At 40.6% G+C, this 13181-nt stretch carries 14 protein-coding genes and 1 tRNA gene; 3 read left to right on the top strand and 12 right to left on the bottom strand.

What is annotated here, in order from left to right; genetic code table 11:
* Positions 1 to 553: 553 nt before the first annotated feature.
* Together TY49_RS12085 and TY49_RS12090 are read right to left on the bottom strand one after the other, a co-directional pair.
* A complete protein-coding gene (locus tag TY49_RS12085; RefSeq protein ID WP_052442173.1) occupies positions 554 to 1093 on the bottom strand; it encodes a GNAT family N-acetyltransferase in 540 nt (179 codons plus the stop codon).
* 9 nt (positions 1094 to 1102) lie between these two features.
* On the bottom strand, positions 1103 to 2017 hold the full coding sequence (locus tag TY49_RS12090; protein WP_041966170.1) for a DMT family transporter: 915 nt from the start codon (positions 2015 to 2017) through the stop codon (positions 1103 to 1105).
* 154 nt (positions 2018 to 2171) lie between these two features.
* Between TY49_RS12090 and TY49_RS12095 the strand changes: the two genes are divergently transcribed.
* The 3 genes from TY49_RS12095 (at position 2172) to TY49_RS12105 (ending at position 4080) form a co-directional block, all read left to right on the top strand.
* Positions 2172 to 2867, top strand: a complete 696-nt coding sequence (locus TY49_RS12095) for an MgtC/SapB family protein (RefSeq protein WP_041966171.1) — start codon at positions 2172 to 2174, stop codon at positions 2865 to 2867.
* A gap of 106 nt (positions 2868 to 2973) precedes the next feature.
* Positions 2974 to 3046, top strand: a tRNA-Ala gene (locus TY49_RS12100).
* Positions 3047 to 3312: 266 nt separating this feature from the next.
* Positions 3313 to 4080, top strand: coding sequence for an alpha/beta fold hydrolase (locus TY49_RS12105; protein WP_041966172.1), 768 nt, complete (start codon positions 3313 to 3315; stop codon positions 4078 to 4080).
* Positions 4081 to 4201: 121 nt separating this feature from the next.
* Here TY49_RS12105 and TY49_RS12110 read toward each other — a convergent pair whose 3' ends face one another.
* From TY49_RS12110 to TY49_RS12150, 10 genes are all read right to left on the bottom strand, one after another.
* Positions 4202 to 4900: a polysaccharide deacetylase family protein gene (locus TY49_RS12110; protein WP_041966173.1), complete on the bottom strand. Its 699-nt coding sequence runs from the start codon at positions 4898 to 4900 to the stop codon at positions 4202 to 4204.
* 74 nt (positions 4901 to 4974) lie between these two features.
* Positions 4975 to 5367: a MarR family winged helix-turn-helix transcriptional regulator gene (locus tag TY49_RS12115; RefSeq protein WP_041966174.1), complete on the bottom strand. Its 393-nt coding sequence runs from the start codon at positions 5365 to 5367 to the stop codon at positions 4975 to 4977.
* 200 nt (positions 5368 to 5567) lie between these two features.
* Entirely contained in the window at positions 5568 to 6248 is a 681-nt protein-coding gene (locus TY49_RS12120) for a Dph6-related ATP pyrophosphatase (protein WP_041966175.1), read from the bottom strand.
* A gap of 144 nt (positions 6249 to 6392) precedes the next feature.
* The gene (locus tag TY49_RS12125; RefSeq protein WP_041966176.1) at positions 6393 to 6950 is read right to left on the bottom strand and encodes a hypothetical protein; all 558 of its coding nucleotides are present in this window, start codon (positions 6948 to 6950) and stop codon (positions 6393 to 6395) included.
* Positions 6951 to 6952: 2 nt separating this feature from the next.
* Positions 6953 to 7585 (bottom strand): SCO family protein, encoded by a 633-nt coding sequence (locus TY49_RS12130; protein WP_041966177.1) that lies wholly within the window; start codon positions 7583 to 7585, stop codon positions 6953 to 6955.
* Positions 7586 to 7850: 265 nt separating this feature from the next.
* Entirely contained in the window at positions 7851 to 9536 is a 1686-nt protein-coding gene (locus TY49_RS12135; RefSeq protein ID WP_041966178.1) for a cbb3-type cytochrome c oxidase subunit I, read from the bottom strand.
* A gap of 16 nt (positions 9537 to 9552) precedes the next feature.
* Positions 9553 to 10014 (bottom strand): cytochrome c oxidase subunit II, encoded by a 462-nt coding sequence (locus TY49_RS12140; RefSeq protein ID WP_041966179.1) that lies wholly within the window; start codon positions 10012 to 10014, stop codon positions 9553 to 9555.
* Between the two features lie 17 nt (positions 10015 to 10031).
* Positions 10032 to 10199, bottom strand: coding sequence for a hypothetical protein (locus TY49_RS24660; protein WP_156972674.1), 168 nt, complete (start codon positions 10197 to 10199; stop codon positions 10032 to 10034).
* A 224-nt stretch (positions 10200 to 10423) separates the two neighbouring features.
* The gene (opuFB, locus tag TY49_RS12145) at positions 10424 to 11941 is read right to left on the bottom strand and encodes an osmoprotectant update ABC transporter permease/substrate-binding subunit OpuFB (protein WP_041966180.1); all 1518 of its coding nucleotides are present in this window, start codon (positions 11939 to 11941) and stop codon (positions 10424 to 10426) included.
* The gene (locus tag TY49_RS12150; protein WP_041966181.1) at positions 11938 to 12885 is read right to left on the bottom strand and encodes an ABC transporter ATP-binding protein; all 948 of its coding nucleotides are present in this window, start codon (positions 12883 to 12885) and stop codon (positions 11938 to 11940) included. Before TY49_RS12150 ends, opuFB begins: the two co-directional genes overlap by 4 nt.
* Positions 12886 to 13181: the final 296 nt, after the last annotated feature.

The following is a 13181-nucleotide window of genomic DNA, read 5'->3' on the forward strand; positions in this document are numbered from 1 at the left end:
GTTGTTCAGTTCGTCGCCCAGAAGCGACTTTATTAATATAACACGCTGATTTGTTATTGTCAACATCATTTTTGTTTTTCTTTTTCGTAAAAACAGATGTTTGTTTTTTCAAATTCAACGTTGTTTTCCTGAAGCGAGATTAAATATACCACGGTTAAAATATGTTTGCAATATAATTTTAAAAGTTTTTTTCACAATACGAGAAATCATTTCAGCTTTACGAGTTTCTTCCTAATTATATGCTTTCATTAATATTTTTTCATTTGAAATCATATAATGCTTTGGACAAACTAATATACTGAGGTGATCCTATTTGCTGCAATCAATTGCACTTTATCTATCATTAGTCATGGCAATCCTTTTATTTAGCATTGCCTATATTGAAGCCATTAAAATTGCAAACACTGAAGGAAAGGTTCACGGAGGAACTCTTATTTTAAGCTCTGTCTGTGCATTATTGTTTTCAAGGTTTACTTACCTCTTCATTTAAAATATAAAAAATCCCTCTTTAAGGGATTTTTTGTTTATACCTTACAGATTGACACCTATACTCTTACATTTTTTCTATAGTAGTCTGATGCAGCATATTTAAATCCTTCCAAATATAAGCTACTTCTATATATTCCTTGCCTGCAATTTTCACAACTTCTTCTCCTGCTTTTTTGGGATGAAGGCTTTCATAAAATTTTCGACTTTCATTATCAGCTAACACCCAAACGAGCATGGAGTTATAATCTTGCTTCAGCAAATCATTCAGACCGGCTTTTAGCAGTCTTAACCCGAGCTTTCCTCTTTGGTACTCTTTAAGGATATAAATCGCGTACAATTCGCCATCGGCTTTAAAATTCCCTGATCTTTCTTTTCCAAAAGATGCAAAGCCGACTATTTCTTCCTCAGAATTAACAGCAACAAACACTGGAGATGTATCAGCACTTTCTGACAAGCTTTTTTCCCATAAAGGCTCTCGATCTTCCATCTTCAGTGAATCCAAATAATCCTGGCTTACCATTCCCTGATAAGTTTCTTGCCAGCTTCTAACGTGAACCTTGGCAATACCGCTCGCGTCATCTTTCGTAGCTTTTCTAATTTGCACTTTCATCCCCTACCCCGAGATTGATTTGATTTCGGCTTGATTTTTTAGCTTCATCCTTCTTTCATCTACTAAAAACAATGTTATCCCACCAATAACAACTAGTCCTCCGATAACCTGAGTCCAAATTACTTTTTCACCGAGGAGGTAGAATGCCAAAACAGTTGCACCAACCGGTTCAAAAAGTATCGCCATAGAAATGACTGAGGCGCTGATCCACTTTATGGACCAGTTGAACAATGTATGCCCAAGCAAAGTTGGTATAAGCGCAAGAAGGACAAAGTATACCCAATCGCTTGTAGGATATGGATAGAACGAATCACCCACAACTATTACATAGAAGAATAAAGTGATTGAACTGATACTGTACACGATAAAAGTATAGGTTATTAAAGACATTCTCTTCCTAACGGTTTGGCCAAATAAAAGATAGACGGTTACCAAGGCGCATGCAACAATCGCCAAAAAGTCTCCAAACAGTGCGCTTCCACTGATCTTAAAATCACCCCAGCTGATGATGACACTGCCTCCAATTGCTATCAAGCCGCTTAAAATCGCTTTACCGGATACACGTTCCTTAAAAAACAGGTAGGCCCCAACAAATGCAAATAGCGGTTGCAGAGTCACCAGGACAGTAGAGCTTGCTACTGAGGTATAGTTTAGCGATTCGAACCAGAGGATAAAATGAAAGGCCAGAAAGATTCCTGCTATCCCGCTGAATACCCAATCACGTTTCGTAATAAGACGAAGTTCCGAAACATACTTTATAAGAAACACCGGCAGCATGAGTAGTACAGAAAAGAATAATCGGTAAAAAGCTATGACTCCGGACGGTGCAGACGAGACTTTAACGAGAATCGCAGAAGTCGAGACTGCTACGACTCCGATCGCTACCGCCATATAAGGATTTACTTTAGGTGATTCCATTTCCATTCTCCTTTAAGTAACACAATGTGAATTATATGTATTTTACAATGAAATCGAACTTTTATCTTGGATTAAATTTAATTTTTATTGGAAAAGTTTAGTCCGTCATTTTTAGGGAATTTAAATACATCTTATCAGGGGCAGGAGAAGCGACATGTTCTTTTCAATTGATATGGAAATTTTACTTAAGTTGGGTATCTCTGCTTTCTTGGGTCTGGTCATCGGGCTTGAAAGGGAGATTAAAAGAAAACCGGTTGGACTTAAAACGAGCCTTGTTATTTCGATCGTCAGCTGTCTTTTGACGATAGTCTCTAGTGAATCAGCTTATATGTTTCCAGGGGATGAAGACGTTAATATCACAATGGACCCTCTACGTTTGGCGGCCCAGATCGTTTCTGGTATCGGCTTCCTTGGTGCCGGGGTTATTTTACGAAGAGGGAATGACACGATTTCAGGCCTTACCACAGCAGCGATGATTTGGGGAGCCGCCGGTATCGGCATCACAGTTGGAGCCGGATTTTACTGGGAGGCCATTGCAGGCGTTGCTTTACTGATCGTGAGTGTGGAATTCATACCGTTCCTTATGACTTTCATAGGTCCAAGGCAATTAAGGGAAAAAGAGATTCGGCTGCAGTTCAATGTCAATAGCCGGGAAAGCATTGCCGATATCATAACCAGGATTAAAGGGGAAAAAATCTCCCTGAAAAACGTCCGTATCAAGGATTTGGCAGAAGGAAACCAGCTGGTGCAATTGATTGTAACTGTGGACTTCCGCAGAAAGACTACTGATGTTTATGAAGCGGTCTCGGAAATCGAAGGTATTAACCGGGTTGAAATTGAAGGTTTGTAGGAAAGCCGCTCAATCGCGGCTTTTTTTAGTTTACTAATAAAATTTTGTCTTGCATGTCCGGCGAGATGGTTATATAATCTTTCTTGTACCTTATCTATTTAGATACGGGGGATTAGCTCAGCTGGGAGAGCGCAACGCTGGCAGCGTTGAGGTCAGGGGTTCGAGCCCCCTATTCTCCACTTACTTAAAAAGCCTTCAAACCAATTGGTTTGAAGGCTTTTTTCATTTTTGAATATTTTACTCATTGAAGAAATAACACTCCATAAATACTCCTCTATATCCTTTTTCTGTTTCACTCCCCCAGGCAATACGCATTTTTTGTAATAAAGTAAGGGAAAATATCCATTGAGTCTACAGTAAACTTTATAAGCGGTCTATACTCTTCCTGATTCAGACAATTTGGTTAAAGAATTCAATATTAATAAGGAATTGAGGTGACAAGTTCATGCCGATGCTGAATATGAAAAATGCCAGCCTGTATTATACTGTAAAAGGAAGCGGAACTCCGATTGTTTTTATCCACCCGCCTGTATTGACTTCAGTAAACTTCAAATATCAGTTAGAAGAACTCTCAAAAAATTTTCAGATCATTACTTTTGATATTAGGGGACACGGAAAAAGTCCATACTCGCCAGAACCAATAACCTATCCACTGATTATTAAGGATATCATTCAACTATTGGACCATCTTAATATAAAAAAAGCGTTTATAAGCGGATATTCTACGGGGGGTTCTATTGTTTTAGAATTTATGTTGACGTTTCCTGATAGAGCTTTAGGGGGAATTTCGATTGGGGCAATGCCCGATGTAAATGACGATTACTTGAGAAAGAAGATTTCTTTAGGAATCAAGCTTTCAAGCAAAGGAGCCATAAACTTATTAGCCTGGTCCATCTCCTGGAGTAATTCAAATAATTTAAAGCTGTTTAAAAATATGTTTTCAGAAGCAAAAAAAGGAGATTACCGCAACATTGAGCAATATTACCGCTATAGTCTAAAGTACAATTGTGTCAATCAGCTAAAGGAGATTATTCAACCTATCTTACTGGTTTATGGCAAAAAGGATAAGCCCTTTCATTCTTATGCAAGGCAATTACATGAAAAATTGCCCCAAAACGAAATGCATTTAATCGAGAATGTTGACCATCGTATCCCGACTAAGGCTGCGAAAGAACTTAACCAGCTAATTTTTCAATTTGTAAACACAAAATGACAGGTATCTATATGTACCTGTCACCATTTTCAAGTTTTCGCCTTCTTTTCATGGGCACATTTAATGTAAAAAAACATTTTAAAGTACCCATGTTTATCCATATAATGATTGTACATATCATTTACATCTCCTGAAGCTCGTTTACCGTGATGAATCTATATCCTTCTGTGCTCAATGTCTTCAAGATTCCCTCGAGTGTTTTAAGCTCTTCGCCTTTCTTATCGTACATAGGATGCAATAAGATGATGGATCCCGGTTTTACATTTTTCTTTACATAATTTATCTTGTCGGATGATTTGGTGTAATAGGAATCAGGTTCCAAATTCCAGGTGATCGTTTGGATATTTTGCTGGTTCAGGTAATAAGGAAGTACGAGCAGTTTTTTTCCATTAGGTGGCCGAAAGTCAATTTCACCCTTATAGCCAGCTTTTAAGATCAGCTTATTGGTTTTCTGGATTTCCTCTTTGATAAATGAAGGAGATTTTAACACCATCCTTTTGTGCGAATAGGTGTGATTCCCAATTTGATGACCTGCCCTGGCAATCATTTGTGCAGCTTCTGGATTTTTTTCGATTTCATTGCCAATCAGGAAAAATGTTGCCTTAGCATCGTGCTTCTCTAATATTGGCAAGATATCTTCAACTTTATTTGTTGGTCCATCATCAAAGGTTAAAGCTACTACTTTTTTGTCGGTATTTACTTCGGCTGTCAATCCTCCGAACAATTGAACAGTCCTGGAATTCATCAATTTATAAGCCCCTACCAAAAGAAGGATTATTACTGTAGTTAAAATTCCAAAAAAGATGATTCTGTTTTTCATAAGTTACCTCTTAATCAACTGATTTTTTCTCGGGCGAATTCTCTCTATTCAGTTGTGTATTTCTCGCTTCATATTCAAAGCTTCTCCTTAAATAATCCGATCCGCTTTATTTCTTCAAGATGAATCTCAGATAGGCCCTCGAGGATCTCCATTCCTTTATGTGTTACATCTACAAAGATACTTCGGCCGTCTTCCGGGTTTTTCCTGCGTGAGACCAGTCCTGATTTTTCACTACGGTCAATCAGGCCAACACATGAATGATGGGTGATTTGCAATCGTTCTGCCAGCTCGCTCGGTGTAGCATAATCCCTTTCCGGGTACCCTTTTATGGCCAGCATCAATTGGTGCTGCTGGGTGGTGATGCCCATTTTTTCAGCTGCTGTTTCACTGAACTTCTGGAACTTCCTCAATTGGTACCGAAACTCACCAAGGTACTCATATACGTCTTTACTAAGCAAAAATTCCACCTTACTTTCTTATTGATAAATATATCTTAACACGATATAATTAAAATACAAAATATCGCAATACGATATTTCTATCTAAATAAAGGGGTGCTTTTTATGGATCTTTTACATTATCTTTCTCCAAACTCAATTTCGGGCGTCATTTTTTTCATTGCTGGAAGTTTGTTTACTATTTATTTGCACTTAAAAGTTTATAAACTTTAATACGGAATTAAATCTATATACAAGAATCTATCTTTTTTAGTGAAATAGTCCTTTGTCACTTTTTCCTCGCCTAATCTATAATTGATGGGGAATGTAAAGTTAGGTCCATCGAACACAAATGAATGGAATTCTCCATTCTCTCCACAAATATCATGGTCTTTCGGATATTCCATGATAAGTTTTCTATCATATACTTTTCCTGCATAGGACGGCTCCAGACTTTCTAAATCAACACATGTTAAAACCGTTTTGAATCCAAGATCAACAAACTCACGACTTACTTCCTCAACAGGTAAACCCCAGAGAGGGAATATTGGGATTATTCCCGATGCTGATAACATTTTTTCTCGATATTCCCGAACATCCTGAAGATGTATATCGCCAAAAGCGATATGGGTAACTCCATCTTCTCTCATACCAGCAACAGTTTTCCCCATAATTTCTTGATACTTTTCGTCCGGACAGTCCTGAGGAAGCCATACCTCTCTTAATGGAATGCCTAATGACTCAGACTGGAGCTTCAACAGCTCGTAGCGGACTCCATGAATCGATACGCGATCGAATCCTTCTGTCAGCGTCACGAGCAGTGAATCAACCTCAAAAACAGGATTGTTTTGAATTTTGTATAATGCTAGTGTGGAGTCCTTCCCGCCACTGAATGAGATTGCTATTTTCATTTTAGTCCTCCTATTCCCTGATTCGCCTTTACCCGCAGATGTCACATCCGACAATTACCGCTTCTAATATAATACCCTCCACTTATTATACCTGATTACGCCCTGCTGTGGCATGTTAGCCAAATGGTCACACGGGTTCAATTTCTACTCATATAATGAAGGATCCACTACAGCCGTATAGACTAAGTAAATCACCATACAGATAGCCATTGTAATAAAGCCCCATCCCAAGATCATCTGGTCAACTACTAAATAATTGTTGCATAGCTGATCATTTGCTTGAATATATAACCAGCCCATACCGGAGAATATCACTGTGAAAAATCCAATGGTGTAATTTTTTCGGTTCTTGCTTAGCTTTTTCCAGGAATCTCTTAGAGGCACTCCCGCGAGGAATGGCAAACTGATAAACTTGAATAATTCCACACTATTTACAGTCAAGGCTTCATCCATTGTACGCGGCAGCATCCAATAACCCATAATGATGATAAAAAGAAGGATACCTGGAATGCCCTCTTGATTATATTTTGAAAAGAAATGAGGAAACCTCCGCTGGAAAAATTGTCCCATGAAAAAGCCCGCAATCACCAGCATCGGCATCTGCATATGCATGTGAATGATCATGACGGATTCCATTAAGTTTGCAACAGGAGGAAGCATTAAACCGATTAAAAGAACAAGCCCGAACAGAAATAGATTCATCGTTAGTTCCCCCTATCTGCTTCTAGAGTCTCTATCAGTATATCTGCTGCCTCATTTACCTTTGTAAAATCCATTACATCAACTAGTGCGCCTTGCCGGTCCACTAAATAAAACGCTGAATTATGAGCGAAGTTCCCATTTCCATCTGGAATTACAATGACGCCAAACTTCTTCAGTAAGGTATCTAACTGATCCTGGTCCGGAATCCTTGCCATTCTCCAAGTCTCTCCGTCACTTCCGAATAAATCCTTATACTTGTTTAAAGTAGCAGGATCATCTTTGCCAGGATCAAAGCTTATGCTTAAAAAGACAATATCCTTGCCTAAATACTCACTGGGAAGCAGATTGTACACCTGCGACATGTTTTCTTCTAGCTTTATGCAAATAGTGGTGCAGCCTGTATAAATAAAAGTGATAAATACATACTTACCTTCGAATTCAGATATTGAATAGGTCCGACCCGCACTATCCTCAAAGGTTAATTCCGGAAAATGGGGCTGTTCCTCAACCAGCTTTGTCACTCTTGCTGTCTCTGCTGTATACGCAGTGAATCCATCTGTTCCCGCATAAAATAAAAACAATCCAAACACTAATACAACTATACAAGAAACAAGTGTTTGCCGATTTTTGATCAAATTGATCACATCCCATTTTTTCAGTGATGATTCTTATAGATCCCGATTTCACATAGCTGATTTGAAAGAGATAGCCCTGATTCAGGAGCTATCTCTTCGTTTACATAACAAGAAAGTAAAAAGATTTTTGCAATTAGATTAGTATCCAGCTCCAGCGCCTAGCCCCTCGAGTCGTTTCGGTCCTGCCAGTGAAGTCAAAGAACGACTTCAATGGCAGGCCCTCCAACGCTTGTCGGGGCTGACCAAGGCGCTTGCGCTTTTCTTTTTACCAAGTTTTAAATGGCGGCGAACCTGGAGGTGCATTCATGATCATGTCTGCGATTGGCAAGACGTAAGCCATTGAAACAACCAGCAGCATGAGCACAACCCAGATTCCCCAGCGCTCTGTCCAGTATGGAGTTTTCGCTGCTCCTGCTTCCTCTTCTGCAATTGGAAACTCTGTTACTCCCTTTGGAGCAAAGAACATGAGATTGAAAACCGCATAAACTTGAAGGATGACGGCGACTAGCAATAAACTCGCTCCAATGCCTACTGCAACCATATACGGGTTCCAGCCAAGCGTTTCTGCAAAATTCCCATAGGTTGTGAATGAAGTTCTTCGCGGAGAACCGAAGAGACCTACGATATGCATGGAAATCGCCATGATTACCATTCCTAAAGTCCATATGGCGGTTTGAATCACTCCCAATCTATTCATGCCAGAAGTCAACACCCGTTTTGATAGATATGGAACCAGCCAGTAACTGATGCCGAAGAAGGTCATGATGACAGACATACCAAGTGTTATGTGGAAATGACCTACCACCCACATCGTATTGTGTACAACCTGGTCTAATTGGTTTGTGCTTTGTGCAATTCCGCCTGCTCCAGCAGGAATGAATGCTACCATGGCGATAAAAGGAGACAGGAATCGTACATCTCCCCATGGCATCTTTTTATACCAGCCAACTAACCCTTTTCCGCCTTTCGCTCTTGCGGTACGTTCAAATACCCTGAACATCGCGTACGCGGTCATTAAAGAAGGAAACCCGATTGCAAGGCTCATGAAAACGTGCATATATTTGATGGACTCTGAAATACCCGGGTCAATGATCTGATGGTGAAATCCGCCGGTAATATTCATGATCACTAACGGAATGACAACCATGCGAGTTAAAAGGTCATTCCAGCGGTTTCCGCCGATTATTTTTGGCACGATAACATACCATGCTGAAACTGCTGTCAGATACCAGATGTTAACGGCCGTATGGCCAAATGCCCAGAAAAGTGTACGCGCCAGCAAGACGTTGATGCCGTCGGTCCAGCCTAGTGTCCATGGAATGATCATGAAAAGGACTTCAACTGCTACAAATGCTGTTGCGCCAACTAACAGGACGAAGACACCTGTTGCAAAGAAGGCGAGGATCGGGAGATGTTGCCCCTTGTGATTCTTTCTCCAGTTCGCTACCTGTGTAAATGCTCCCAATGAAAGCATCCAGATGCCTAATACAATGAACACTAAGCCAAAGTAAAACATTGGCGATGCAGCCATTGGCGGATAGAAGGTATACATTACGGATGCTTCATTCTTTAGAATCGGAATGACGACCAAAACAAATCCGAAAATCTTCATCCAAAAGCCGATCCATGCCATTTTCCTTACTTTAGGCAGCAACCCTCCCAGTGTGTGTGAGAGTCCGGCATAAAAATACCCAATCGTGAAAAATGCGGACAATACAACAACCAACAGGATTCCATGGGCCGTCAGCACCTGATAATAATTAAGCCATGGAGGCAATTGCAGGACACCTGCACGATTCAGCCCTTGAAGCAATCCAAGAAAGCCACCAAGCAGCAATGCGATAAATGCGATAGATAAGTATGATTTCGAAATCCTGGCATCTTCCTGACTAATTCCTAATATTTGATTTGTTTTTTGGTTAAATGAAGTTGCTTTTACTGCAGACTGCACATTCTTCCCCCCCTTTTTATTTTACGATGATTTTCGTGCTCATGGCCTGATGCCCGGCACCGCAATACTCATTGCATAACACCAAATATTCCCCTGGTTCATCAAACTTTTGAGATATTTTTTGGATATGTCCCGGCATGACCATTGCGTTCAAATTCGTATTTGCAACTTGGAAACCATGGACAACGTCTTTAGAAGTCAATGTGAAATGCACAGTAGAACCAGCTGGAACTTCGATTTCCATCGGTGTAAAACTAAACACCTGCAGGGTCATGACGACTTCATACTCATTTTCGGCGATTTGTTTAATTCCTGGCTCATCAAACGGAGCTGTTTCATCGACCTTTTGGGGATCGATCGTTTCTTTATGGCTTGGCGGCCCCATTCCCAAAGCCACTGCTTGGTACCCAGTAAAAATCATGAAACCCATGATCATGCCAAAACTTAAAAACAGCCAGATTTTTTCATCCAAATGCATCTTTTTCGCTCCCCCTTCTATACTCGTGCCATATAGAGTCCAAATAGAATAAAGTACGTAGCAAGAATGACCGCTCCTACTACTCCAACTGATATCCAGGTTCCTACCTTCGAATTGTCGTCACTGGCAACCTCAACGATTTCGTCCTGAATTTCTGCCTGGGCCTTCCTGTCTGTCGCTTTCAACCAAATCCCCTCCTTTGATTTCTTACCTTCATCTTAATTGCGAATGATTATCAATGTAGTGAGTCAAATCACATATAAAACCCCTGGGAGTACTAGAAATTTATCTTTTTTTTAATACTTCAAAACTTAGGCAAACAAAAACCCTCGCTAATCATGCCGCGAGGGTTTTCCATTCTTTTCATATTGAGTTGACATCGTAACTTTCTATTGCACTTCTTTTAGGATTAATCAATCAAACCCGCATTCCTTAAATACTCCCTGGCAGTCTCTTCCGCCGACTTCCCTTCTACATTCACCTGGTAATTCATTTTCCGCATTTCGTCATCTGTGATTTTACCGCCCAACTTGTTGAGGGCTTTTACGACTTCGGGATACTTCTCTGCTGTTTCTGCTCTTAGTAGTGGGGCTCCCTGATATGGAGGGAACAGGTTTTTATCATCTTCAAGAACGACTAGTTTATATCGCTGCAGTTCACTGTCGGTTGAGTAGGCATCTACAAGGTTTATTTCGCCATTTTTGACCGCTCGATATCTTAGTTTTGGCTCCATTGTGATCAGGCTTGGAAGGTTTAGTCCGTAGAGCTTTTTGATTCCTTTGTAACCATCTTCTCTATCTGAAAATTCTAGTGTGAAACCTGCCTTTAGCGAGGATTCAATCGCTTTTAAATCGGAAATGGTTTTCAAGCCATTTTCATTAGCTAGCTGTTTGGGAACAGCTAAAGCATAGGTATTGTTATAGTCCATAGGCTGAAGCATTTTCATATCGAACTTCTTACTCATTCCTTCTTTTGCCTGTTGGTATACTTCTGCCCGGCTTGTGCTGCTGGCTGTTTCTTTTAAAAATTCCGAAATGGCCGTGCCGGTGAATTCGGGATAGATGTCAATATTGCCGTTTTCCAATGCTGTAAAAACAAATGAAGTCTTTCCCAGTCCAGGTTTCAACTGAACAGAATGGTCTGTTTCTTCTTCAATAAGAAGTTTATACATATTGATTAAAATCTCTGGTTCGGAACCCAGTTTTCCGCCAATGACGATTTCTTCTTCATTTTTTCCGCCTAAAAATGGAATGACCATTATTAAAAGGACTGCTAAAGATATAGCGCCAATCGTGATAAGAGATTTTTTAAAGGAAACAGTTTCGAACCTTCTAAGCACAATGTCGAACAGGATGGCAAGCAAGGCGGCGGGTATTGCGCCAAGTACAATTAATGCCGTATTATTCCTGTCGATTCCGAGGAGGATCAGGTCGCCCAATCCCCCTGCTCCTATCAGCGCGGCAATCGTCGCAGTTCCGACAATCAAGACCATCGCCGTCCGGATTCCAGCCATGATGACGGGCATCGCCAAAGGGAGTTCAACTTTCATCAAACGGCGCTTACTGTTCATTCCCATGGCACGAGAGGCTTCAATCAGCGAAGGGTCCACCTCATTGATTCCTGTATATGTATTCCTTAATATCGGCAGCAGCGCATATACCACAAGCGCGATGATAGCAGGCACCTTCCCAATGCCGAACAGAGGGATTAATAAGCCAAGCAATGCAAGCGAAGGAATCGTTTGCAGAACAGCTGTTACCCCGATGATCCCTTCCGAAATTTGCTTCCTTCTGGTAAGAAAGATTCCCAATGGTATAGCAATTAGGACAGCGAAAAATAGTGCTATAAAAGAAATTTGGATATGTTCCAGAAGGGAACTTAAAAGCTCTTCCTTTCTATCTATAAATGTGGAAGTCCAGCTATTCATTTCATCCCCTCCGTCTGCCTGGATAAAATCATGATCATTCCCTGCCTGTCTATGGTCCCGATTATTTCATCCATTTCTTCAACCGCCAGCTGTTCATGCTCACTCAATAACGAAAGAATTTCATTTATAGATACTGTCGAAGGAATTACAGGCAGATTGTTCAGTTCATCAGCGGCTAACGGTTGAATAGCTTCCCGTACATCTACATTTGTTCTGTTTCCCTGATCTATCCCCACAAATTCACGGACAAATTCATTTACAGGCTGTTGGATCAGCTCTTCCGGTGTTCCTGTCTGCACAACTTCTCCTTTTCTCATCAAACAAATCCGATCTCCAAGCTTTAATGCTTCGTTCATATCATGGGTAACGAATACGATTGTTTTCTTGATGTTTTTTTGAAGTTCAATTAAATCATCCTGGAGCTTTTCCCTGCTTAGGGGATCCAATGCGCTAAATGGCTCGTCCATTAAAATTATCGGCGGGTTGGCCGCCAGTGCGCGTGCCACACCAATTCGTTGCTGCTGTCCTCCCGATAATTCATGGGGCAGCCTTTTACGGTACGTCTTTGGTTCAAGTCCAACCATATTCAGTAATTCATCTATACGGTGATCAATCTTTTTCTGCTCCCATTTCTTCATTTCCGGGACAACCGCAATATTCTCTTCAATCGTCATATGCGGAAATAGTGCAATTTGCTGAAGGACATATCCAATGTCCCAGCGAAGCTCATGAATATCATAGTCACTGATCATCTTATCCTTGATTTTAATGTAGCCTTCCGTAAGAGGAATCAATCGATTGATCATTTTTAATGTGGTCGTTTTTCCGGAGCCGCTTGGACCAATCAGGACAAGCAGTTCCCCTTCCTTGATATGTAAATCAAAATTCTTTACCGCAAATGTTCCATCGTCATATTTTTTCGACACATTTTCAAAGCGGATCACTTTTTTCACCCCTATGTCTCTTTTCATCTTTTCTTATAAGATATTGAACTCTATGAAGATTTCTTAATATTAGTTAGGCTTTCACGAGAATACCAACTAAATACTATCAAAAGAACAGTCCTATTGGAAAAAAGAAGGGCTACTGAGCAGGCACTTGGATAGGTGAAACACTAACTCCTTTATCCTAACCGGGCTATATCACTTCTTTATGTAACCCATTTTCCGCTTGCTCCCCCTAAACGGGCACATAACTTTGCTTTATATGGCCCGTTTCCTCTCTTCTTCCCTTAACCGGG

Source organism: Mesobacillus selenatarsenatis SF-1 (genome assembly GCF_000813125.1).
Taxonomy (GTDB): Bacteria; Bacillota; Bacilli; order Bacillales; family Cytobacillaceae; genus Mesobacillus; species Mesobacillus selenatarsenatis.

Coding starts and splice junctions, on each gene's coding strand:
- opuFB (WP_041966180.1), bottom strand. CDS start 11,941: ATGAATAGCTGGACTTCCACATTTATAGATAGAAAGGAAGAGCTTTTA.
- TY49_RS12105 (WP_041966172.1), top strand. CDS start 3,313: ATGCCGATGCTGAATATGAAAAATGCCAGCCTGTATTATACTGTAAAA.
- TY49_RS12090 (WP_041966170.1), bottom strand. CDS start 2,017: ATGGAATCACCTAAAGTAAATCCTTATATGGCGGTAGCGATCGGAGTC.
- TY49_RS12110 (WP_041966173.1), bottom strand. CDS start 4,900: ATGAAAAACAGAATCATCTTTTTTGGAATTTTAACTACAGTAATAATC.
- TY49_RS12120 (WP_041966175.1), bottom strand. CDS start 6,248: ATGAAAATAGCAATCTCATTCAGTGGCGGGAAGGACTCCACACTAGCA.
- TY49_RS12095 (WP_041966171.1), top strand. CDS start 2,172: ATGTTCTTTTCAATTGATATGGAAATTTTACTTAAGTTGGGTATCTCT.
- TY49_RS12140 (WP_041966179.1), bottom strand. CDS start 10,014: ATGCATTTGGATGAAAAAATCTGGCTGTTTTTAAGTTTTGGCATGATC.
- TY49_RS12125 (WP_041966176.1), bottom strand. CDS start 6,950: ATGAATCTATTTCTGTTCGGGCTTGTTCTTTTAATCGGTTTAATGCTT.